The 21,028-nt window shown below is 69.0% G+C and carries 24 protein-coding genes; 10 read left to right on the top strand and 14 right to left on the bottom strand.

The window, feature by feature from the left end; genetic code table 11:
• Positions 1–558 precede the first annotated feature (558 nt).
• The gene (locus J2853_RS24510; protein WP_307561753.1) at positions 559–1,284 is read left to right on the top strand and encodes a GntR family transcriptional regulator; all 726 of its coding nucleotides are present in this window, start codon (positions 559–561) and stop codon (positions 1,282–1,284) included.
• Positions 1,285–1,468: 184 nt separating this feature from the next.
• The gene (locus tag J2853_RS24515; RefSeq protein ID WP_307561755.1) at positions 1,469–2,125 is read left to right on the top strand and encodes a JAB domain-containing protein; all 657 of its coding nucleotides are present in this window, start codon (positions 1,469–1,471) and stop codon (positions 2,123–2,125) included.
• A gap of 264 nt (positions 2,126–2,389) precedes the next feature.
• On the opposite strand, the gene J2853_RS24520 is transcribed toward J2853_RS24515, so the two are convergent.
• A complete protein-coding gene (locus J2853_RS24520) occupies positions 2,390–2,674 on the bottom strand; it encodes a hypothetical protein (RefSeq protein WP_307561757.1) in 285 nt (94 codons plus the stop codon).
• A 136-nt stretch (positions 2,675–2,810) separates the two neighbouring features.
• Here J2853_RS24520 and J2853_RS24525 point away from each other — a divergent pair, with 136 nt between their 5' ends.
• The 3 genes from J2853_RS24525 (at position 2,811) to J2853_RS24535 (ending at position 4,844) form a co-directional block, all read left to right on the top strand.
• On the top strand, positions 2,811–3,305 hold the full coding sequence (locus J2853_RS24525; RefSeq protein ID WP_307561758.1) for a GntR family transcriptional regulator: 495 nt from the start codon (positions 2,811–2,813) through the stop codon (positions 3,303–3,305).
• Positions 3,306–3,391: 86 nt separating this feature from the next.
• Entirely contained in the window at positions 3,392–3,889 is a 498-nt protein-coding gene (locus J2853_RS24530) for a GntR family transcriptional regulator (protein WP_307561760.1), read from the top strand.
• 130 nt (positions 3,890–4,019) lie between these two features.
• Positions 4,020–4,844 carry an IclR family transcriptional regulator gene (locus tag J2853_RS24535; RefSeq protein ID WP_307561762.1) on the top strand — a complete coding sequence of 275 codons (825 nt, stop codon included), beginning with the start codon at positions 4,020–4,022 and terminating at the stop codon, positions 4,842–4,844.
• A gap of 33 nt (positions 4,845–4,877) precedes the next feature.
• On the opposite strand, the gene J2853_RS24540 is transcribed toward J2853_RS24535, so the two are convergent.
• The 5 genes from J2853_RS24540 to J2853_RS24560 form a co-directional block, all read right to left on the bottom strand.
• The gene (locus J2853_RS24540; protein ID WP_307561764.1) at positions 4,878–5,951 is read right to left on the bottom strand and encodes a cupin domain-containing protein; all 1,074 of its coding nucleotides are present in this window, start codon (positions 5,949–5,951) and stop codon (positions 4,878–4,880) included.
• Between the two features lie 170 nt (positions 5,952–6,121).
• A complete protein-coding gene (locus tag J2853_RS24545; RefSeq protein WP_307561767.1) occupies positions 6,122–6,598 on the bottom strand; it encodes a peroxiredoxin in 477 nt (158 codons plus the stop codon).
• Between the two features lie 179 nt (positions 6,599–6,777).
• Positions 6,778–7,494 (bottom strand): YoaK family protein, encoded by a 717-nt coding sequence (locus J2853_RS24550; protein ID WP_307561769.1) that lies wholly within the window; start codon positions 7,492–7,494, stop codon positions 6,778–6,780.
• A gap of 78 nt (positions 7,495–7,572) precedes the next feature.
• Entirely contained in the window at positions 7,573–8,595 is a 1,023-nt protein-coding gene (locus tag J2853_RS24555; protein ID WP_307561771.1) for a hypothetical protein, read from the bottom strand.
• A gap of 58 nt (positions 8,596–8,653) precedes the next feature.
• Positions 8,654–9,649: a DMT family transporter gene (locus J2853_RS24560; protein ID WP_307561773.1), complete on the bottom strand. Its 996-nt coding sequence runs from the start codon at positions 9,647–9,649 to the stop codon at positions 8,654–8,656.
• 58 nt (positions 9,650–9,707) lie between these two features.
• On the opposite strand from J2853_RS24560, the gene J2853_RS24565 reads away from it, so the two are divergent.
• Positions 9,708–11,069 (top strand): aminotransferase-like domain-containing protein, encoded by a 1,362-nt coding sequence (locus tag J2853_RS24565; protein WP_307561774.1) that lies wholly within the window; start codon positions 9,708–9,710, stop codon positions 11,067–11,069.
• Between the two features lie 21 nt (positions 11,070–11,090).
• On the opposite strand, the gene J2853_RS24570 is transcribed toward J2853_RS24565, so the two are convergent.
• On the bottom strand, positions 11,091–11,390 hold the full coding sequence (locus tag J2853_RS24570) for a hypothetical protein (protein WP_307561776.1): 300 nt from the start codon (positions 11,388–11,390) through the stop codon (positions 11,091–11,093).
• A gap of 172 nt (positions 11,391–11,562) precedes the next feature.
• On the opposite strand from J2853_RS24570, the gene J2853_RS24575 reads away from it, so the two are divergent.
• The 3 genes from J2853_RS24575 to J2853_RS24585 all read left to right on the top strand — a co-directional run bounded on the left by J2853_RS24575 (position 11,563) and on the right by J2853_RS24585 (position 13,733).
• Positions 11,563–12,081 (top strand): CGNR zinc finger domain-containing protein, encoded by a 519-nt coding sequence (locus tag J2853_RS24575; protein ID WP_307561778.1) that lies wholly within the window; start codon positions 11,563–11,565, stop codon positions 12,079–12,081.
• 143 nt (positions 12,082–12,224) lie between these two features.
• Positions 12,225–12,836: a GNAT family N-acetyltransferase gene (locus tag J2853_RS24580; RefSeq protein WP_307561781.1), complete on the top strand. Its 612-nt coding sequence runs from the start codon at positions 12,225–12,227 to the stop codon at positions 12,834–12,836.
• A gap of 24 nt (positions 12,837–12,860) precedes the next feature.
• The gene (locus J2853_RS24585; protein ID WP_307561782.1) at positions 12,861–13,733 is read left to right on the top strand and encodes a 1,4-dihydroxy-2-naphthoate polyprenyltransferase; all 873 of its coding nucleotides are present in this window, start codon (positions 12,861–12,863) and stop codon (positions 13,731–13,733) included.
• Between the two features lie 19 nt (positions 13,734–13,752).
• On the opposite strand, the gene J2853_RS24590 is transcribed toward J2853_RS24585, so the two are convergent.
• The gene (locus J2853_RS24590; protein WP_307561783.1) at positions 13,753–14,265 is read right to left on the bottom strand and encodes a GNAT family N-acetyltransferase; all 513 of its coding nucleotides are present in this window, start codon (positions 14,263–14,265) and stop codon (positions 13,753–13,755) included.
• 240 nt (positions 14,266–14,505) lie between these two features.
• Positions 14,506–14,718 (bottom strand): ArsR/SmtB family transcription factor, encoded by a 213-nt coding sequence (locus J2853_RS24595; protein ID WP_307561784.1) that lies wholly within the window; start codon positions 14,716–14,718, stop codon positions 14,506–14,508.
• Between J2853_RS24595 and J2853_RS24600 the strand changes: the two genes are divergently transcribed.
• Positions 14,702–15,193: an MFS transporter gene (locus J2853_RS24600; RefSeq protein ID WP_307561785.1), complete on the top strand. Its 492-nt coding sequence runs from the start codon at positions 14,702–14,704 to the stop codon at positions 15,191–15,193. The genes J2853_RS24595 and J2853_RS24600 overlap by 17 nt on opposite strands.
• Here the strand turns inward: J2853_RS24600 and J2853_RS24605 are convergent.
• From J2853_RS24605 to rpsO, 5 genes are all read right to left on the bottom strand, one after another.
• Positions 15,156–15,347, bottom strand: coding sequence for a hypothetical protein (locus J2853_RS24605; protein WP_307561787.1), 192 nt, complete (start codon positions 15,345–15,347; stop codon positions 15,156–15,158). The genes J2853_RS24600 and J2853_RS24605 overlap by 38 nt on opposite strands.
• Before the next feature lie 271 nt (positions 15,348–15,618).
• A complete protein-coding gene (dapB, locus tag J2853_RS24610; protein WP_307561788.1) occupies positions 15,619–16,356 on the bottom strand; it encodes a 4-hydroxy-tetrahydrodipicolinate reductase in 738 nt (245 codons plus the stop codon).
• A gap of 282 nt (positions 16,357–16,638) precedes the next feature.
• Positions 16,639–17,949, bottom strand: coding sequence for a M16 family metallopeptidase (locus tag J2853_RS24615; protein WP_307568800.1), 1,311 nt, complete (start codon positions 17,947–17,949; stop codon positions 16,639–16,641).
• On the bottom strand, positions 17,949–20,285 hold the full coding sequence (locus J2853_RS24620; protein WP_307561791.1) for a polyribonucleotide nucleotidyltransferase: 2,337 nt from the start codon (positions 20,283–20,285) through the stop codon (positions 17,949–17,951). The genes J2853_RS24615 and J2853_RS24620 overlap by 1 nt, the downstream gene beginning before the upstream one ends.
• Positions 20,286–20,609: 324 nt before the next feature.
• Positions 20,610–20,879 (bottom strand): 30S ribosomal protein S15, encoded by a 270-nt coding sequence (rpsO, locus tag J2853_RS24625; RefSeq protein WP_307561793.1) that lies wholly within the window; start codon positions 20,877–20,879, stop codon positions 20,610–20,612.
• Between the last annotated feature and the right edge of the window lie 149 nt (positions 20,880–21,028).

The following is a 21,028-nucleotide window of genomic DNA, read 5'->3' on the forward strand; positions in this document are numbered from 1 at the left end:
AGTGGATATCCCCCCAAGTGGCCCTCCACACACCGTACAGGCGGATATGAGACATCGAAGCGGACCGCCCGTCGATCTTTCCGGGCGCCCCGGCCCCCTCGCCCCACACCCGTCGCCACCCCCTGCCACCCCGGGGAATCCGCACCCGGGAGCCACGAGAAGGGGGTGATCGACCGGCCAGATCCCTCCGTGTCGTCGCCGGCCCCAGCCGACACGGCGATCATCGGAGCGGCGGGGACGCCCCCCGCACGAGCGGGCCGGCATCCAGCCCTTCGTGCCGGATATGGGAAGTAATAATATTTTTGTCCGGTTTACGCGGCGGCAGCAGCCGGCCTTGAACGAGAAAGAGGCCGCCGATATGTGCTCGGGGGTACACACATCGACGACCTCTACCGTTCAATCGCGGGTGCTTACGTGGGTGTTACACGGTCTCTGAGATATTTTTCGCCACTTTCGGGAGACGCTCAAAGTTGGAGTCCCAAATTGCCTCCATTACCCTGAGTTGTTCGCCGAATACGACAGGATGGGACGACGCCTGTCGAACCCAGGGATGGACACGTGGCAAGCTCCGATCCGGTCTACCTGCGCGTCGTCGCCGATATCCGCCGCCAGATCGTCGACGGCTCCCTATCTCCCGGCGCCTCGATCCCCTCGCGCGCCCAGCTGACCAGAAAGTACGGCGTGGGCGAGACCGCGGCCCGCCACGCCCTGCGCGTGCTCGCCGCCGAAGGCCTGATCGTCGGCCGCGTCGGCTCGGGCCACTACGTCAGATCCCGGCCCCTGCTGCTGCCCCTGCATCGCTGGCGCTTCCACGACCACCACGCCCCCTTCGGCGCCGACATCCAGTCGCAGGGCACCCGGGCCACCTGGGACTGGCGGACCGAACCCGCCGACGCCACCCCCGACATCGCCCAGCGCCTCCGCCTGGAGGAGCCCGCCGCGGTGACCCGCACCAGCTACGTCTTCCGCGGCGACGGCAAACCAGTCCAGCTCGCCACCTCGTACGAACCCGCCGAGTTCGGCGAGCCCGTCGCCGAGGAGCACCCCCGCGGTCTGATCAGCCGCCTGTCCGCCCTCGGAGTGAAGATCACCGAGATCGTGGAGCAGGTCTACACCCGCGTCCCCCAGCCCGCCGAGAGCGACGCCCTCGCCCTGCCCGCGGGCGTCCACGTCCTTCATGTGGAGCGCACCCACTGGGCCGGAGACCGCCCGGTCGAGACCAGCGACATCATCATCCCCGGCGATCGCTTCCGCCTGGTCTACTCCCACCCGCTCATCCCCTGACGAAGCCCCGCCTCCGGCGGGCCGGCGACCCGGCGCGTCCTCCGACTCCGGCGGAGGAGGCACGCACCCCTTTTCCGGACCGGCCTCCACGGATGACCGGCCGGAGCCGTGGGCGGCCATCCGGAGCCGGATTGTCTGCGCCACCTGGTACAACCAGTCTGGTTTCCCGAGCCGGAGGTGCCGAGTGCGCGTCAAGGACATGTCCCCCAACGACCAGCCTCGCGAGCGACTGCTGTCGAGGGGCGCGACCGCACTGGCCGACCGGGAGCTGCTCGCCCTGCTGATCGGTTCGGGCAGCCGGGGCGCCAACGCGGTCGAGCTCGCCTCCCACCTGATCGCCCACTGCGGCGACCTGCGCGGGCTGGCCCGCTCCGACGCCCACCGCCTGATGTCGGTTCCCGGCATCGGCCCCGCGAAGGCCGCCCGGGTCATCGCCGCCTTCCATCTCGTACGGCAGGCGCAGTCCGAGCCGGAGCGCCGCCGCGTCAGATCCTCGGGAGACCTGGCCGCCGTCGCCTCCCCGCTTCTGCGCGGCCTCGGCCACGAGCGCGTGGTCGTCGTGGTCTGCGACCCGAGCGGGGCGGTGACCCGCGCGACGATCGTCAGCGAGGGCGGCAGCGACCACGCCCCGGCACCCGTCCGCGAGATCATGAGCGCCGTTCTCACCTCGGGCGGTTCCTCCTTCGGCCTGGCCCACAACCACCCCAGCGGCTCCCTCGACCCCAGCCCGGCCGACCTGGAGGTCACCGCCCGGCTGCGCGAGGCCGCCGAGACCCTGGGCCTGCGCTTCCTCGACCACGTGATCGTCACCGACACCGCATGGCGTCGCATCGCCCCGTGACGGTTCGCGCGCCGCTCTTCGAGGGTGGTCCCGCGCCCCGGCGGCGCGGGACCACCCTCCGCACCCGGCGGGACGTGGGATTCCCGCCGGAGTTGGACCGGTGGTTCCGTATCGCCCCTCCAAGGATCTGATACGGAACCACCGCCCTGCCTCCTCAGCCGTCTCTGGCCCGCCGAGGAGGCAGGGAGTCGTGAGGTGCCCGGCGGCGGGAAGCCTCACCCGCTTCCCGCCGCCGGGCACGCTTGTCGAGCCGTCGACGGGTGGTCAACGCGCACTGCCCATCAGCAGACGGAGCCACAGCTCCTGTGTCTCCCTCGCGACCGTCCAGGGCGACTCGTGCACGCTCACCACTCCTCTCAACCGGTGTGTCCGCCGTACGAACATCAGCCCGCCCGCCTGGCACAGCTCGTAGAAGGTCGCCAAGCAGTCACAGGTGTGCTCCTTCACCCGCACCCGACCGGCCCTCGGCAGTGTCGGCCGCCAGTCGATCGACTGATGCCCCACCCGCAACACCCCCGGATGGTGCCCGTGGTGCCGCTCCTCCAGCACCTCGGGTCACCTCCACCCCCTTCAGGCACCGGTCGATCATAGTTCACCTTACTCCTACTGGTTCAGTACACCTATACATTGGGTCGCCAGGCGTCTGATTTGTGAGGGCATGTACTGTTTGGTCTATCCTGTGAACATGCTTGACCGCGAGGGCCCCACACCGGTCTACAAACAGGTCGCCGAGATGATCCGCGCACGCATCCAGGTCGGCGAACTCGGTCCCGGCGAAGCCGTGCCCAGCGAGGCCGAACTCGAAGTCGAGTACGGCATCGCCAGGACGACCGCCCGCAGGGTCGCACGGGAGCTCCGCGAACAAGGTCTGGCGTACACGGTCCAGGGAGAGGGCACCTTCGTCGGCGAGCCGGGAACTCCACGGCCAGATGATCAGTTGCCGATATATCAGCAGATCGCAGCAGACATCCGAACTCGGATCCAGAGCGGCGAGCTACGCCCAAACCGGCGAGTCCCCAGCGAGAAGAAGCTCATGGAGAAGCACGGCGTCGCAAAGGCCACGGTGCGCCAGGCGATGGGTGCCCTGCGCGACCAGGGATGGGTGTTCACCGTGCCCTATCGCGGTACGTACGTATCACTCGTCGAAGACTGGCCCGAGCAAGGGGAACCGAAAAAATAGCCCCAAATCAACCTTATACGTCTAGCACTCATATCAATTGGTTCAGTCGACCACTGTCTCCTTTGCAGACCGATTACCCTGCGGTCGTGCTGGACCACGAAAGCGACATCCATCTATACGTTCAGGTAGCCGACATCATCCGTCAGCGCGTCCTGGCGGGACATCTCTCCCCCGGCGACGCCGTACCAAGCGAGACCGAACTGAAGAGCACGTTCGGCATCGCCAGAACCACCGCCCGACAGGCGATCAGAATGCTTCGGGACGAGGGTCTCGTGCACACCGCCCAGGGCGAGGGCACATTCGTCGGTTCGCCTGGCGAAACGATGCGCAAAAAACGAAAAACACCGCTATATCAAAAGATCGCGAATGAACTGGCCGACCGCGTCAAGCGTGGCGAACTCAAGCCCCGCCGCCCCGTTCCCAGCGAGAGCACCTTGGTGCAGCAGTACGGCGTCGCCCGGGAGACGGTACGCCATGCGATCGGACTCCTCCGGGAGCAGGGGTGGGTGTACACCGTCCCCCAGCGCGGTACCTACGTGTCACGGCCCGAAGAATGGCCGGACACGACAGAGGAAGACACCTGATACCTCCGACAAGTCAGCCTGCCTTTTCGATACGTCACATGACCCGGCCTTGTTCTTCGGGGGATCGGTTGCCGACAGCGTGGGATCGGCTTTGGGAAGGCTTTTACTGGGCGAAATAGACTGTTCTGTGATGAAGAACAAGCCTTCCTACGCTCTCGACTCGGTTGACAACGCCCTGTTGCTGGTACAGATGCTGCGCGACCAGGGAAGGCTCCGTGTCCGGCAGGCGGCGGAGGATCTGGGGATCGCCCCCTCCACCGCCCATCGGCTGCTGGCCATGCTGGTCTACCGTGATTTCGCCCGGCAGGACGAGAACCGCTGCTACGTTCCCGGGCCGGGCCTGTCGGCCCATCTGGTCGACGGTTCCACCGCCCAGCGCCTCCGGCGAGTGCTGCTGCCGTCCATGGACGTGCTCTGTGACCGCGTCGGCGAGACCGTGAACCTCATGGTGCGGGTCGGCACGCAGATCAGGTTCCTCGCCAGCGTCGAGAGCACGCAGACGCTCCACATAGGCGATCGGCGGGGAACCATCCTTCCCGCCGAGCGGTCGTCCGGCGGCAAGGCCATGCTCGCCGAGCTCGACCGCGAGGAACTGGCGAACCTGTACCTCGAAGGCGGCGAGGAGACGCTGGCACAACCCGTCGAAGGCCCCGAGGAGGACCTGGCGACGCCGCGGGCGCGCGCCGACGACAAGGAGAGGATGTCGTTCCCGGAGTTCCAGCGGCTGGTGAGGGAACTGGACATGGTTCGCGAGCGCGGCTACGGATTCAACCTTGAGGAGACGGAGACCGGGGTGTGCGCCGTCGGCCGATGCGTGTTCGACGTGTCGGGGCGACCGGTCGCGGCGATCGTGATCGCCGTGCCCTCGGTGCGCTTCACCAGAAACCGGATTCCCGGCCTGGTGAACGAGCTGCGGCGCACGACGGAGCAGGCCCGGTTGAGCCTGAGCGCGTGAGCGGGGCAGGGAAGACCGCCTCGGAGGCGGCTGTCAGGCCCCTCCACGGTAGGTGTCGGCCAGACCGAGCGCCTCGTAGACGGGCTCGTCGCTGAAGCGGAACAGATCGATGTCGCCGCCGGCCTCCAGTACCAGCTCGTACCAGGAGGGCACGACGAACAGGTCTCCCTTGGAGATCTCGAAACGCCGGTCGCCGACGGTGGCGACGCCCGTCCCCTCGAACACCTGCCAGACGGCGGAGCCGACGGTCTTGACCGGAGCGGTCCGGGTGCCCTCACGCAGCCGGTGCATCTCCGTACGGATGGTGACCAGCGAGTCCTTTCCCGTGGTGGGATTGGAGAAGCGGACTCCGGCGTGGCCGGGCTCGATGACGGCGGAGGGGACGTCTTCGGTCTCCATCTCCAGCTGGGCCCTCAGCGCCGCGTCGGTGTGCTCCCAGCGGTAGGCCGTCAGCGGGGAGCTGGGCCGGTCCGCCTGGCCGATCGGACGCAGCCCGGGGTGCCCCCACAGCCGCTCGCCCCGCGAGCGCTCCGGGGTCTCACAGGTGCTCAGGGTGTCGAGACCGAACTCGAAGAAGTCCGCGTCCAGCCCGTTCACCAGGGGGATGTCGAGCCCGTCAAGCCAGATCATCGGGCGGTCGGTGGCGTTGTGATGCTCGTGGTACGTCCAGCTGGGGGCCAGCAGGAGGTCACCGCGCCGCATCGCCACCGCGTCACCGTCCACGTTCGTCCAGACGCTCTCACCCTCGACGACGAAGCGGAACGCCGTCTGGCTGTGCCGGTGGGCGGGCGCCGTCTCCCGGGGGGCGAGGTAGTGGACCGCCGCCCAGAGGGTGGGGGTCGCGTACGGCAGGCCGGGCAGCCCGGGATTGGACAGCGCGATCGCGCGCCGCGTACAGCCACGTCCGGCCGGCACCAGCTTCCCCGAACGCTCCGCCAGCGGCAGCACGTCCGCCCATCGCCACAGGTGAGGAAGCGCCTGCGGACGCGGGGACATGGGCATCAGATTGTCTCGTATCGTCCACAGCGGTATCAGGCCCATGGTGTCGAACTCCGCGTACAGTTTGTTGAGCTTTTTTTGCTCATGCCCGTGCTGCGTGATCGTCATCGTCGTCTCCACATTGAACGCGGGGGCCAAAACCCTGAGATGCGGTCAACCGTCAATGAGCTCGACGTTAAGTCCATGTTTCTGAGAAGAAAACATCATTCCGCTATGTTCTTTTGAGCAGAACAGAGCCACATCTCCGCAGGTAGAAGCGGCGAGAGCGCCCTGGCCGATCAGGTTCGGGTTCGGGCTCGCAAGATCTCCAGGGCTCTGTCCGCGTGGGCCTGCGGGAGGCCCTCGCTGTGGATCGACCCGAGGAGACGGCGGTCCGCGTCGATGACGAAGGTCATCCGACGGGTGAGGAACGGTCCCACCGCGATGTTGCGGCGCGCGCCGAACCGCCGGGCCACGATGCCCTCCGGATCGGACAGCAGCGGATATCCCAGCTGGTTGACCGTCGCGAACTTCGCCTGCCGATCGACCGCGTCACGACTGATCCCGATCCTGGTCGCCCCCACGGCGGCGAACTCGGCGGCCAGATCCCGGAAGTGACAGCTCTCCCGGGTGCATCCCGACGTCATGGCCGCCGGGTAGAAGAACAGCACCACCGGCCCCTTGGCCAGGAAATCACTGAGGCGCCGCGGCGTCCCCGTCTCGTCGGGGAGCTCGAAATCCTCGACGACGTCCCCAACCGCAAGGCTTGCACCCACGACATGTCCTCCCTGCGTCACTGACCCGCGTCACCGGAGATCTCCGATGACCTACTTTCCGGTACTTCGCGACAATAGAGGCCGAAGGCGGTTCTCCGCCTCTGTCGCCGGCCGGAGTTTCCGCCGGAGACGGTCCTCCGGCGGCCCGCCCGTGAAACTCTCGGGGGAGACCTGGTCACTCACCCCCGACGAGGTACGGGCCGCGGCTTTCGCGCGTGCAGGCCCGTCATGACGATGGCGAGCGCGGTGAGCATGAACACCAGCGGGACCGCGGCCGCCCAGAGCCGCGCGACGTGCAGCAGCAGCGACGCGCAGAGCGCACCGCAGACGAGGGCCAGGACGATGCCGGCGCGATGGGCGATGTGGGAGGAGTTGCGGGACGCCAGCGACTCGGCCAGGGCGGTGAGGGTCCCGGTGACGAACGTGGTGGTGATTCCGGCGATGTCGACGCGGCGGGCCGCCGCCGCCTGTATGCCCATGGCGAAGGACCCCAGCGCGATGAGCACGAGCATCAGGGACGGTCCGGGCGCGCCCTCGCAGAGTACCCAGCCGACGAGGAAGGCGGTCTGGAGCAGGAGGTCGACCCAGAGCAGCCGGGTGACGGCCGCCGGCCATCGCTCCTTCACCCGCCCACGCTTGGGCATCCCGAAACCGGTCAGGAGCCCGACGCAGAAGACCACGCACGCGAGGCTCGCACGGAGCGCGCGGATCTCCCAGCCCTCTTCGCCGACGAGCGCGAGAAGGATCAGGTTCCCGGTCATGTTGGCGGTGAAGATGCCGCCGAGCCCCAGGAAGGCGACCGCGTCCATCGCTCCCGCCGCCAGGGTCATGAAGACCAGGACGACGTAGCTCCGCCGTCGCGACGGCGCGGCCGTACCGCTCCCGATGGTGAACACTGTTCTCACTTCTCCGACTCCGCCGGCCGTACTCGACGAGCAGGCCCGCCCCCTCCGGCGACCCGGAGAACGCCAGGATCAGAAGACCGGGATGATGTCCTCGGGGTCGAGGAATCCGACCTCGACGCCCTCGATGTCGAGTTCGGGGATGGCCGGGAACTCGATGCCCCAGCGCTCCACGATGGCGCGGATCTTGGCCATGGCCACGCGCCAGTTGTCGGCCTGCTCCTCGTAGGAGAGGACGCCCAGGCCCGCGTCACGGGCGTGGTCCATCAGGACGCGGTGATTGTGCAGGAAGTACGGCGGAAGCTCCCAGAAGCCGCCTGGGGGCTCCCAGAGGATCATCGAGAGGAAGACGAACCCGGCGCGGAGCTGGCGCGTGATCAGCGAGCGGGTGTCGTCGGTGAGACCCGGCCACTCGTTCTCCAGGATGGTCATGCAGATCTGGAGGTGGCGGGACTCGTCGCGGCCGATGCGCTGGAACATGTCCTGAAAGACCGGATGCCGTGCCCCGGTGGCCATGCCCCGGAACAGGGTGGAGGCGGCCATCTCCCCCATCATGAAACTGGTGAACAGCACCGGCAGGCTGTACTTGCCGACCGCGCTGCTGTAGCCCGTCCAGTAGCGGCCGCCGTTGTGGTAGAGCCAGCCGATGTTGTTGTGGGCGGCCTTCTCCAGATCGGTGGCCGGGGTCCAGTTCAGCGGCCCGCCCGGCCACAGCTTGGCGATGGAGCGCTGGCAGCACTCCTCGTGGTTCATCTCGTCACGCGTGATCGAGAAGAAGCACTTGCGGACCGGATCCTCCTCGTGCTTCTCGAAGGCCTGAATGGTGGCGCGGGCGAAGACCGCGGGCCCGGAGGCGTCGAAGTTGGCGAGCACGGAGAACCAGTACATGATCCCCAGGCGCTGTTCGGGGGTGAAGTCGTCGGGGTCGAGATCGTCCCAGGGCAGGTCGGCGGGGTTCCACACCATGCGCTTGGACTTCTCGTAGATGGCCGCGAGTTTCTCGGTCTCGACCCGCCATTCCATCGGGTAGATGTTCGGCTGGGGGATCTCGGGAGCGGGCCAGAAACCGCCCTCCGGGATTGTGAGATCTGCCATGATTCAACCCCTTTTGTGACAGTTACAGCTCACATCCTGTGCCTGAATGTCACATCTTTCAAGAGCGTGCCCGCTGCGTCATGGCGACACACGCCAGTACGGCCAGCGCCGCCCCGACCGTGGCCAGGCCGAACCTCTCGTCGAGCAGGAGCCAGGCCCACAGCAGCGTCAGCAGCGGCTGGGCGAGCTGGGTCTGGCCGGCCCGGGCGATGCCCCCCGCGGCCAGGCCCGCGTACCACGGGATGAAGCCGAGGAACATCGAGACGAGACCGGCGTAGGCGAACCCGGCGAGCGAGACCGCGCTGGGCCGCAGATCGGTGACCAGCATCAGCACCACCGTGATCGGGACGGTCAGCGGGGCCGCGAGGACGAGGGCATGGGAGATCACCCGCCAGCCGGAGGTCTCGCGGGCGAGCCTGCCGCCCTCGGTGTAGCCGACGGCGGCCGACAGCAACGCGCCGAGGAGCAGCAGATCGGCTCCGGTGACATGACCGCCGCCCATGCTCAGGGTGAAGGCCGTGGTCGCCACGGTCCCGAGGCCGCAGGCGACCCAGAACAGCGGCTTCGGCCGCTCTCCCCCTCGCAGCACGGCGAAGGCCGCGGTGGCGGCGGGCAGCAGCCCGATCACCACGGCGGCGTGGGAGGTGCTGGCCCCGGCGTGGAGGGCCAGGCCGCTGAAGACCGGGAATCCGAAGACGACCCCGGCCACGATGAGGAGATAGGGCCCGAGCCGGGACCTGGGCGGCAGCAACGGCGCCCTGGCGACGAGCAGGAACGCCACCGCCGCGACGGCGGCCACGGCGGCTCGCCCGATCGCCACGAGGTAGGGGTCGAAGCCCTCCATCGCGAAGACCGCCGCGGGAAACGACCCCGAGAACGACAGCACTCCCAGGCCGGCGAGCAGGGTCCCCCGCCACGCCGCGCCCAGGGGCGCCGGCCCTCTCGGACCCGCCCCCCGGAGCTCGTCTCGCGAGGAGCCCGGGGAGCCCGGGGAGCCCGGGGAGACAGCCGTCGAGGACGTGGTGCGAGGCTCGACCGCTACTCTGTTTGTCACGATAGCGCTATTCTTATCCCTCATGAATGACGATAGCAGTATTGTCCGTTTGGCCGACATGCTGCGAGAAGAGATGAAACAGCTACGGCCCGGCGACAGGTTACCGTCGAGCCGGGAGCTGATGCGGGTCCACAACGTCAGCCCCGTGACCGTGTCGCGAGCGCTCGGCCTGCTCGCCGCCGAGGGGCGAGTGATCACGAAACCCGGCAGCGGGGCCTACGTGGCTCCCCCGATCGCGCGAGCCGGTGACACGGCGGACCTGTCCTGGCAGACCGTGGCGCTCGGCGACCGGACGGTGGACGACACCGGGGTGAGCGGCCTGCTCACGCCCCCGCCGGACGGCGTCATCCCGCTCACCGGCGGCTACCTCAACCCCGCCCTGCGCCCCACCAGGGCCCTGTCCGCCGCGGCCTCCCGCGCGCTCCGCCATCCCGAGGTCTGGGAGCTGCCGCCCCTGACCGGCGTCTCCGGGCTCCGGCGGTGGTTCGTCCAGGAGATCGGCGGCGACGCCACCCCGTCGGACGCCCTCATCGTCAGCGGCGGGCAGGCCGCCCTCACCCACGCCTTCCGCGCCCTCGCCGCCCCCGGCACCCCCGTTCTCGTCGAGACCCCCACCTATCCGGGCGCGCTCGCCGCCGCCCGTGCCGCCGGGCTTCGCGCGACAGCCGTGCCGATGGATCACGACGGGGTGATCCCGGAGCTCCTCGCGGAGGCGTTCGCCGTCACGGGAGCGCGGGTCTTCTTCTGCCAGCCGACCCTGCACAACCCCACCGGCGCCACCCTCACCCTCGAACGGCGCAGGCAGGTGCTGGACATCGCCCGCGCCGCGGGGGCGTTCGTCATCGAGGACGACTACGCCCGGTACTTCACGACGGTCCCCACCCCGCCGCCGATGATCGCCCTGGACGCCCACGGCACGGTCGTGCACATCAACTCCCTCACCAAGGTCCTGTCGCCCAGCATGCGCGTCGCGGGGGTCGTCGCCCGGGGTCCCGCGGCGCGCCGGCTGCGGGCCGTCCAGATCGTGGAGTCGTTCTTCGTCGCCAGGCCGCTCCAGGAGACGGCGCTGGAGTTCGTCGGCTCATCCTCCTGGCGGCGCCACCTGGCCACGCTGGGCGCCGAGCTCACCGTCCGCAGGGACACCCTCGCCGCCGCCCTGACCGCCCGGATGCCCACCTGTGAGATCCACCTCGTCCCCCACGGCGGCCTGCACCTGTGGGTAAGGCTCCCGCCCGACCGGGACGAGGACGCCGTGGTGGAGGCGGCCTGGCGGGCGGGCGCCCTGGTGAGCCCCGGACGCATCTACCACCCGGCGGAACCCCCGGGCCCCTGGATCCGGGTGACCCACTCGGCGGCCGTTCACGTGGCGGAGCTCGCCGAGGGGGTCCGGCGGCTCGCGACGGCCCTGGACGCCCCCTGATCAACGGTCCGGGGACACGGGTCAGACGGCGGCGAAGACCGTGTAGTGGGTCGCCGTGAGCTCCCGCTCGACCAGGAAGCGATCGTCCTCGTCATAAAAAACGGCCCGCGAGGGTTCCTCCCCCGCGAAGGCGGTGATCGCCTCCCATGATTCCCAGAGCGTGGTCAGCACGAACTCGCTCCTGCCGCCCTCGTCCCGCCGGGTGAAGCACACTCCCCGGTTGCCTTCCGCTTCGGTGTAACCGACGTAGCCGGTGGCGAGCAGATATCTCTCATACGCGGCGGCGTCCTCGCTCCTCGTCCAGCCACGCCACATCCTCATGATCATGATTTTTCCTCCGGTACGGCTCACGTCTCCGGCCCTCCTGGAATGCGAGGCAGGCCGGGTACCACATGGCGACCTTCAACAAAACACCACTTAAGAGGTTATGAAGGTGTCGATCTGAACACAACCCCCTATTGGCGTACAGTGGTTGCGAAGAGGTGAGCAACCAATGACCCATCCCTCCGATCTGGTGTGCGACTTCGTGAACACCTATGACGTCGAGAGCGGCAGCGACACCGTGTCCTCTCCCGCCACGCTGGCCGCGTGGCTCCACAGGCGGGGCCTGGTCGGGCCTGACGACACCGCCCGCGACGAGGACCTCGCCGTGGCCGTCGACCTCCGCGAGACCCTGCGCGTGGCGCTCCGCCACAACCACGACCGCGAACCGGTCTCCCCCCACACGTTCCCCGCGTTCCCCCTGAGGGTCTCCCTGACGGCCGACGGGCCGGTTCTGGAGCCGGTCGAGGCCGGGGTGCCGGGCGGGCTGGCGAGGATCGCCGCGGCCGTGATGGGCGTGCGCGCGGACGGGATGTGGCCGAGGCTGAAGGTGTGCACGGAGAGCACCTGTCAGTGGGCGTTCATCGATTCGTCGAAGAACCGTTCGCGTTCCTGGTGTTCGATGAAGGTCTGCGGCAACCGCACCAAGACAAGGGCATATCGGGCACGACGGCAAGCGGAGACGGGTTGACGTCATCTGTGAGTCCGATTCCCCGATACGGTGTAAGAGCCTGCCTCACAGATCCACCCGCCTGATGCCCGCTCGCGTGGCACGTGATCCATGAGGCAGCGATTTCGAGGCGACGGCAGACGGCAGAGAAGGAGCGGGCCGAGATGGCAGACGTAGGCGTGCGGGCGGCTCGGCGCGAGGATGTCGCCGCGGTGACGGGCACCCAGATCCGCGCGTGGAAATTCGGCTATCGGGAGTTCCTTCCCGAAGGACCACTCGAGCAGATGACCGGCCCGGCAGCCGAGAGCATGTGGCAACGGCAGTGGGACGAGGCGATCTCCTTCCCCCCCACCCCGCGGCATCGGGTGCTGGTGGCCGTGGAGCAGGTCCTCCTCGACACGGACGCCTTCCCCGCGCTCGGTCCCGGCGGGATCGAGGCCGTGGCGGCGATGGCGGGTGCCGAGAAGATCGCGGGCCTCGCCTCGCACGCACCGGCGGAGGATCCCGACCTCGACCTCACCATCACCGGCGAGCTGCTCACCTTCCTGATCGACCCGGACTACGTCCGGCGCGGACACGGCAGCAGGCTCCTCAACGCCACGATCGACTACCTTCGTGACGACGGCTACCGCACTGTCGTGACCTGGGTGTTCGCCGACAACTACGCCGTGCGAGGCTTTCTGGAGTCGGCCGGGTGGGGTGTGGACGGCGCCGAGCGGGTCCTCGACATGGGCCGGTCGGTGCGCATGATCCGCCTGGCCACCGACATCAGCTAGAGCCCGAGAGGAAATCGCAACACCATGGCCACCCCGAGCCAGTGGATCGCCGGAGCACGTCCGCGCACCCTCCCCGCCGCCGTCGTGCCCGTCGCCATCGGCACCGGAGTCGCGATCGGATACGACGGGGCGGTGTGGTGGCGGGCTCTGCTCGCCCTGTTCGTGGCGCTCGCCCTGCAGGTCGGCGTGAACTACGCCAACGACTACAGCGACGGTGTGCGCGGCACCGACGACGACCGGGTCGGCCCGATGCGCCTGGTCGGCTCGGGTGCCGCGGCGCCCCGTCAGGTCCTCGCCGCCGCCCTCGGCTGCTTCCTGGCCGCCGCGGTGGCGGGGCTGGTGCTGGTCGTGGTCACCGGGGCCTGGTGGCTGCTCCTGGTCGGCGCGGCGGCGATCGCCGCGGCCTGGTTCTACACCGGCGGCCGGTCGCCCTACGGCTACCGCGCGCTCGGTGAGGTCTCGGTGTTCGTGTTCTTCGGCCTGGTCGCGGTGACGGGCACCACGTTCGTACAGCTCGAATACCTGCCCTGGCCGGCCTTGGCGGCCGCGATCCCGGCGGGCCTGCTGGCCTGCGCGCTGTTGATGGTCAACAACCTGCGCGACATCGTGACCGACGGTCCGTCCGGGAAACGCACCATGGCCGTGGTCCTCGGCGACAGCCGCACCCGCGTCCTCTACACCTTCTGCCTGCTCCTGCCGCTCGTCATCGCCCTGGCCCTGGCGCTGTGGCACCCGTTCGCGGCACTGGCCGTGCTCACCGCGCCGCTCGCCCTCGCCCCGGTGAAAGCCGTCAGGGAGGGCGCCACCGGCCCCGCGCTGATCGCCACGCTCCAGCAGACCGGCCGCTTCCAGCTCCTGTACGGCCTGCTGTTCGCCATCGGCCTGGCTCTCCTCTGACCTCCGGCGCCCCGGGGCGTCAGAGAAGGACCCTGCGCATCACGACGCGGGGCGCGAGCTCGATGCCCAGCTCCCGCTCGTGCTCCACCAGTGCCACCAGCTCGGGACCCCATTCCGCCGGGTCCAGCACGGCGAAACCGCGCTGCGCGTACCACGGCCCGTTCCAGGGCACGTCCCGAAACGTCGTCAGCGTCACGGCGGCGGCGCCCGCCGAGGTCGCGTGATCGCAGACCGCCTCCAGCAGACGCCCCCCGATGCCCCGCCTCCCGTGATCGGGATGGACGGCGAGCTGGTCGAGGTGGAGTGCCCCGTCGACCCAGCCGAACATGGCGAACCCCGCCGGCGGGGTCCCCGCCACCAGAACCCGTGACGGGTCGTCGGTCTCCTCGATCATCGTGGTCCCCGGCGGGAAGGTGATCCCCACCTGTGCGAAGACCCCGTCAGCGGCGACCTCCACCGCCGCCAGCCCGGCCAGCTCCTCCGGCCGCGCCCAGCGGACCTCGCCCGTGTCCGTGAATCGAGCACTCGTCATGGAACCGGAGGATATATCGGCATCGCGCGCGGGCCGTACGGATTATTCGGACCGCAGGGACCGGGGCGTCGAGGGCCCGGTCCGCCGGCACGAGACCCGTGCCGCCGACGGCGACCCGCTCCGGACGCGGCCCACCTCCCCACACACGGGGCGCCGGTGAGAAACGTGTCATGAGCCCCAAACGAGTCGGACGATGTTGCGAAGGCGTCGGTCGCCCGTGTTCTGGCAGACCGAAGCCACTCAGCGCAGTACGGCCGTCAGCAGGTCGGCGCCCAGCGCCGTCAAATCGGGGAGATTGAGGGTGTAACGGACGTAACGACCGTGCCGCCGGGCCGTGAGCAGGCCCGCGCGGCGCAGGACAGCGAGGTGGCGGGAAACCTCCGGGGGTGAAAGTTCCCAGGCCTGGGCCAGCTCACCGGTGGTGCACGCATCCCCGGTGTGGTCGGCAGCCATCTTCGTGGCCAACACGGTGCTGGTGGTCACCCTGCAGGTTCCGGTCACCGTCCTGCTGTCCCGCTTTCCCCGCCGGTCTGTGCTGGCTCTCTCCGGCGTGGTGCTCACCGCGTCCTACCTCGGCTTCCTCGCGGCCACCTCACTGGGGCACGGCTGGGGTGCCCCGGCCGTCGCCATGGTGTCCGTGGTCTGCACCATCGGCGAGATCATCTATGCCGGCAGCGCCACCGCGCTCGTCACCGCCCTCACCCCGGCTCATCTCCTGGGACGCGCCCTCGCCCGCTTCCAGCTCTCCACGGGCTTCGGTCTCGCCGTCTCCCCGGCGGTCATCACCGCTCTCGCACCCCACGGTTCGGCCACGCTCTGGGGCAGCCTCGCTGGTGCGACGCTCCTCTCCGCCTCCGCCGTCGCCACCGAGAAGGATCAAGGAACGCGGCTCAGCGGTTGCCGCCGCCGGGCGCGAGCAGGCTCGTGAGCTCGGCGATCGCCTCGGGGGACGGCTTGAAGTAGCGACGAACGTTCTCCGGCTTCTTGTACCGGGACTTCGCCGTCAGCATCAACAGCGAGGCGCGCTGTTCGCCGAGATGGGTCAGCGCCTTCCCGGCGTGCGTTTGCACGACGGCGGGCACCGCTTCCCCCTTGCCACAGATAACGGGGCCGCTTCACGTCGCGGCCCGAAGACGTCGCCGCAGGTCATGATCAGCCGCGCCGCAAATAACAGGGCGTTACCGTGGGACGACTTCAGGCGGCCCTCTGAGCCGACGCTCCGTCAGCCGCCCGCCAGGGTCGGCGAAGGCTTGGCGCACCTACGCGGGTCACAACAAGATCAACGCCGTTTGGGGCTCATGACAGCGTTCTCACCGGCACCCCTGCACCCGTACCTCCGGCTCCTGTGGAGCCCTACAGGTCGAGGAGGTGCTCCAGGCCGACGGTCAGGCCGGAAAGCTCGCCGACGCGGCGCACGCCCAGGAGCACGCCCGGGGTGAACGAGGAGCGGTTCATGGTGTCGTGGCGGATCGTGAGGAGCTCCCCGTCTCCGCCCAGGAGGACCTCCTGGTGGGCGATCAGCCCGGCCAGCCGCACCGAGTGCACCCGGACGTCGTCCACGGAGGCGCCACGGGCCCCGTCCAGCTCCGTGCTGGTCGCGTCGGGCATCGGCCCGGCCCCGGCCTTGCGCCGCGCCTCGGCGACCAGCTCAGCCGTACGGCGAGCGGTGCCGGAAGGGGCGTCGGCCTTGTTCGGGTGGTGCAGCTCGACGATTTCGACGGAGTCGAAGTAGCGGGCGGCCTGCTGGGCGAAGTGCATCATCAGCACCGCCGCGATGCCGAAGTTGGGCGCGATCAGCGCGTTGGTGCCGGGGTTGGCGTCCAGCCAGCCCCTGACGGTCGCCAGACGCCCGGCGTCGAAGCCCGTGGTGCCGACCACGGGGTGGATCCCGTGGGAGATGCACCATTCGAGGTTGCCCATGACCACGTCGGGGTGGGTGAAGTCCACCACCACCTCGGAGCCCGTGAGCCCTTCGAGCGGGTCGTCCTTGTCGACGGCCGCGACCAGCTCCAGATCGTCCGCCGCCTCGACGGCCTTGCACACTTCGATACCGACACGCCCGCGGGCGCCGAGAACTCCAACCCTGATCACGGCCCCAAGGCTATACCGTCCGCTCCCGCGGGGCCTTCGGGGATCGCCTGGTTTCCGGTACGGCCGGGCCACACCGCGGAGCGGCCCCGGTGCGTTCGCACCGGGGCCGCTCTCGACATGACCGTCAGCGGGTCGAACCGGCCGGAGGACCCGCCCTCCGGCCGATGGGAACCGGGTGTAAACCCTGCCCTCCAACCGGCGGGGAACTCTGTCCACCGGCCGGTCGGAGCCGGCCCGAGAGCCGGTCCTCAGCCGGTGGGACCCGGCCGAGGACCCTGCCCTCTAACCGTTCAGGACCCAGGTGAAGTCCTTGTCCTCGTAGGGACCGATGACCGCGAGGGACATCGGGCGGCTGAGAACCTCTCCGGCGACCTCGGAGATCTCCTCCGGGGTCACCGCCTCGATCCTGCCGAGGACCTCGTCGACCGAGAGCAGCTCGTCGAAGACCAGCTCGCCCTTGCCGATCCTGGACATCCGGGAGCCGGTGTCCTCCAGGCCGAGCACGAGACCGCCGCGCATCTGACCCTTGCCGCGGAAGATCTCCTCCTCGGTGATGCCGTCGGCGACCACCCGGAGCACCTCCTCCCGGCAGATCTTCAGCACGTCGTCGATCTTCGACGGCAGGCAGCCGACGTAGATGCCGAACTGTCCGGTGTCCGCGTGAGCGGAGGTGTAGGAGTAGGTCGAGTAGGCGAGGCCCCTCTTCTCCCTGATCTCCTGGAACAGCCGCGAGGACATGCCGCCGCCGAGCGCCGCGTTGAGCACGCCGAGCGCGAAGCGGCGCTCGTCGGTGCGGACCAGCGCGGTCGTGCCGAAGACCAGGTTGGCCTGCTCGGTCGGCCGGTGTACGACCTTGACGCCGGAGTGGGACTCCACTTCGGGGCCCGCCAGTCGCGGAGAGACCGGCGAGGCGTCCCCGCCGAGGGCTCCGGCCCGCTCGTAGGCCGCGGCGACGAGGGCCACGACCTGCTCGTGATCGATGTTGCCCGCCACCGACACCACGGTGTGCGTCGGCAGGTAGTAACGCCGGTAGTACTCGGCGATCCGGTCGCGGGTGACCTCGTTGATCGACTCGACCGTGCCGAGGATCGGCCGGCCGATGGGCGTGTCACCGTACAGTTCGGCGGAGAACTGCTCGTGCACCGCGTCCGAGGGGTCGTCGTCGTGCATGGCGATCTCCTCCAGGATCACGCCACGCTCGGCCTCGACGTCCTCGGGGGTGATGAGCGAGGAGGTCACCACGTCGGCGAGCACGTCGATCGCCACCCGCAGGTCCTCGTCGAGGACCCGCGCGTAGTAACAGGTGTACTCCTTGGCGGTGAAGGCGTTGATCTCACCGCCGATGCCCTCGATGGCCGCTGAGATCTCCAGCGCGTCCCGCGTGGGTGTTCCCTTGAACAGCAGGTGCTCAAGGAAATGCGAGGCCCCCATGTGCTCGGGTGACTCGTCCCGCGATCCGATGCCGACCCACATGCCGACCGCGACGGAACGCACGGTCGGCATGGACTCGGTCACCACCCGGAGCCCACCGGGGAGGACGGTGCGCCGCACCACCCCGACACCGTCTTTGCCGGGGTGCAGAGTGGTGGTTATCACGAGTTGCGGTCTTCTCCCCCACGGTTGCCGCCGCCACCGCCACCGCCGCTGCTGCTGCGCGTGCGGGTGCGACGGGGCCGGTCCTCACGGGGACGGTCGTCGGCGGCGGGCGCCGCCTCGGGCTCGGCCTCGGAGCCGCCGCCCTCGGCCTTGGCCGCGGCCTCCTTCTCGATGACCTCGACGGGCACCAGGGAGAGCTTGCCCCGGGAGTCGATCTCGGCGATCTCCACCTGGACCTTCTCGCCGACGTTCATGACGTCCTCGACGTTCTCGATGCGCTTGCCGCCGTGCAGCTTGCGGATCTGGGAGACGTGCAGGAGGCCGTCCTTGCCCGGCATGAGGGAGATGAAGGCGCCGAAGGCCGCGATCTTGACGACCGTGCCCAGGTAGCGCTCACCGATCTCCGGCATGTGCGGGTTCGCGATGGCGTTGATCGCCGACCGGGCCGCCTCGGCGGACGGGCCGTCGGTGGCGCCGATGTAGATGGTTCCGTCGTCTTCCAGGGTGATCTCGGCGCCGGTGTCGTCCTGGATCTGGTTGATCATCTTGCCCTTCGGGCCGATGACCTCTCCGATCTTGTCAACCGGGATCTTGATCGTGATGATGCGCGGAGCCGTCGCGTTCATCTCCGCCGGGGAGTCGATGGCCTCCTGCATCACGTCGATGATGGCCAGGCGAGCGCCCTTGGCCTGCTTCAGCGCGGCGGCCAGGACCGAGGCGGGGATGCCGTCGAGCTTGGTGTCGAGCTGGAGCGCGGTGATGACCTCCTTGGTGCCGGCGACCTTGAAGTCCATGTCGCCCATGGCGTCCTCGGCACCGAGGATGTCGGTCAGCGCGACGTAGTCGCCGCCCTCGTGGATGAGGCCCATCGCGATGCCCGCGACGATGCCCTTGAGGGGGACGCCCGCGTCGAGCAGCGCCATCGTCGAGGCGCAGACCGAGCCCATGGAGGTCGAGCCGTTGGAGCCCAGCGCCTCGGAGACCTGGCGGATCGCGTAGGGGAACTCCTCGCGAGCCGGCAGGACCGGGACGAGCGCCCGCTCGGCGAGCGCGCCGTGGCCGATCTCCCGGCGCTTGGGCGAGCCCACGCGGCCGGTCTCACCGGTGGAGTACGGCGGGAAGTTGTAGTTGTGCATGTAGCGCTTGGTGCGCTCGGGGTTGAGCGTGTCGATCATCTGCTCCATGCGGAGCATGTTCAGCGTGGTGATACCCAGGATCTGGGTCTCTCCGCGCTCGAACAGGGCCGAACCGTGCACGCGGGGCACGACGTGGACCTCGGCGCTCAGCTGGCGGATGTCCTTGACGCCACGGCCGTCGATGCGGATGCCCTCGGAGATGACCCGCTCACGCATGAGCTTCTTGGTCAGCGACCGGAACGCGGCGCCGATCTCCTTCTCGCGGCCCTCGAAGTCAGCGGCGACCTTCTCCGCGGCCAGGGCCTTGACCCGGTCGAGCTCGGTCTCGCGCTCCTGCTTGGCGGCGATGGTCAGCGCGGCGGCGAGCTCGCTCTTCACCGCGTTGGTCACGGCCTCCAGGACGTCGTCCTGGTAGTCGAGGAACAGCGGGTACTCGCGGGTCTCCTTGGCGGCGACCTTCGCGATCTTGGCCTGCGCGTCGCACAGCACCTTGATGAACGGCTTGGAGGCCTCAAGGCCCTGGGCCACGGTCTCCTCGGTCGGCGCGACGGCGCCGTCGGCGATGAGCTTGAGCGTGTCGCGGGTGGACTCGGCCTCGACCATCATGATCGCGACGTCGCCGTCCTCGAGGACGCGCCCGGCCACCACCATGTCGAAGGTGGCTGCCGCCAGCTCCGAGTGGGTCGGGAAGGCGATCCACTGGCCCTCGATCAGCGCGACGCGAACGCCGCCGATCGGGCCGGAGAACGGCAGTCCGGCCAGCTGGGTGGACAGGGACGCGGCGTTGATCGCGACCACGTCGTACAGGTGGTCCGGGTTGAGCGCCATGACGGTGGCGACGACCTGGATCTCGTTGCGCAGGCCCTTGACGAACGACGGGCGCAGCGGCCGGTCGATCAGGCGGCAGGTGAGGATGGCGTCCTCGGAGGGACGGCCCTCACGCCGGAAGAACGATCCGGGAATGCGGCCCGCGGCGTACATCCGCTCCTCGACGTCCACCGTGAGAGGGAAGAAGTCGAGGTTTTCCTTGGGGTTCTTGGACGCGGTGGTCGCGGAGAGGACCATCGTCTCGTCATCCAGGTAAACGACGGCGGAACCCGCCGCCTGGCGCGCGAGCCGCCCGGTCTCGAACCGGATGGTACGCATACCGAAAGAGCCGTTGTCGATAACGGCTTCACTGCTGTGGACACCCTCCACGGGGGACCTCCTTGTAGCTCGGTCGCCCGCGTCCCCCCAGGCGCGCGTGTCGCACCTGAGTCGTCTTCTTGCCGGCTCCCCGTAGGTGCAGCGCCGGTCTTCGATCGAAGCGCCCGGTTCCGTACGGCTTACGCCATGATGACCGGGGGCCACTACCGAGGACCGGCCCTCCGACGCCGTGGGGCGCGCTTGCTTGCGGACGCGGGGCACTGTCTCGGCTATTCAGTTTGCTCACTGGACGAGTGTCTTCACGGCGCGACGCGCCGACACTCACCCAGATGAGATGAGATGAGGGAGCGACGCGAACGCCGCTCCCTCGCAACTCTATCGGCGCAGGCCGAGACGCTCGATGAGCGAACGGTAACGCGTGATGTCCTTGCTCTGCAGGTACTTCAGCAGACGACGGCGGCGACCGACCAGCAGCAGCAGACCGCGGCGGCTGTGGTGGTCGTGCTTGTGCAGCTTCAGGTGCTCGGTGAGCTCGCTGATGCGCTTGCTGAGCAGCGCGATCTGCACCTCGGGGGAACCGGTGTCGGTCTCACCCTTGGCGTACTCACCGATGATCTGCTTCTTTGCGGCGGTGTCGAGCGACACGTGTCTCCTTGAACCTCTACGGGCACGCGCGATTTCAGATGCCCGAACGACCGTGCGTGCCTACAGTCGCCGTGGCGAGATCAGCACCGGGGTTGTAAAACCGCCGGTTACAGAGCTGACATGCCAGATTACCACCCGTCCTCGCGGTC

The organism is Streptosporangium lutulentum, assembly GCF_030811455.1.
Classification (GTDB): Bacteria; Actinomycetota; Actinomycetes; order Streptosporangiales; family Streptosporangiaceae; genus Streptosporangium; species Streptosporangium lutulentum.

What these genes read in the sequence shown, in the direction of transcription:
- J2853_RS24570 (WP_307561776.1), bottom strand. Translation starts at nt 11,390, where the DNA reads ATGAGGATGTGGCGTGGCTGGACGAGGAGCGAGGACGCCGCCGCGTAT.
- J2853_RS24580 (WP_307561781.1), top strand. Translation starts at nt 12,225, where the DNA reads ATGGCAGACGTAGGCGTGCGGGCGGCTCGGCGCGAGGATGTCGCCGCG.
- J2853_RS24595 (WP_307561784.1), bottom strand. Translation starts at nt 14,718, where the DNA reads ATGGCTGCCGACCACACCGGGGATGCGTGCACCACCGGTGAGCTGGCC.
- J2853_RS24585 (WP_307561782.1), top strand. Translation starts at nt 12,861, where the DNA reads ATGGCCACCCCGAGCCAGTGGATCGCCGGAGCACGTCCGCGCACCCTC.
- J2853_RS24555 (WP_307561771.1), bottom strand. Translation starts at nt 8,595, where the DNA reads ATGGCAGATCTCACAATCCCGGAGGGCGGTTTCTGGCCCGCTCCCGAG.
- J2853_RS24525 (WP_307561758.1), top strand. Translation starts at nt 2,811, where the DNA reads ATGCTTGACCGCGAGGGCCCCACACCGGTCTACAAACAGGTCGCCGAG.
- J2853_RS24590 (WP_307561783.1), bottom strand. Translation starts at nt 14,265, where the DNA reads ATGACGAGTGCTCGATTCACGGACACGGGCGAGGTCCGCTGGGCGCGG.
- J2853_RS24540 (WP_307561764.1), bottom strand. Translation starts at nt 5,951, where the DNA reads ATGACGATCACGCAGCACGGGCATGAGCAAAAAAAGCTCAACAAACTG.
- J2853_RS24575 (WP_307561778.1), top strand. Translation starts at nt 11,563, where the DNA reads ATGACCCATCCCTCCGATCTGGTGTGCGACTTCGTGAACACCTATGAC.
- J2853_RS24535 (WP_307561762.1), top strand. Translation starts at nt 4,020, where the DNA reads ATGAAGAACAAGCCTTCCTACGCTCTCGACTCGGTTGACAACGCCCTG.
- J2853_RS24565 (WP_307561774.1), top strand. Translation starts at nt 9,708, where the DNA reads ATGCTGCGAGAAGAGATGAAACAGCTACGGCCCGGCGACAGGTTACCG.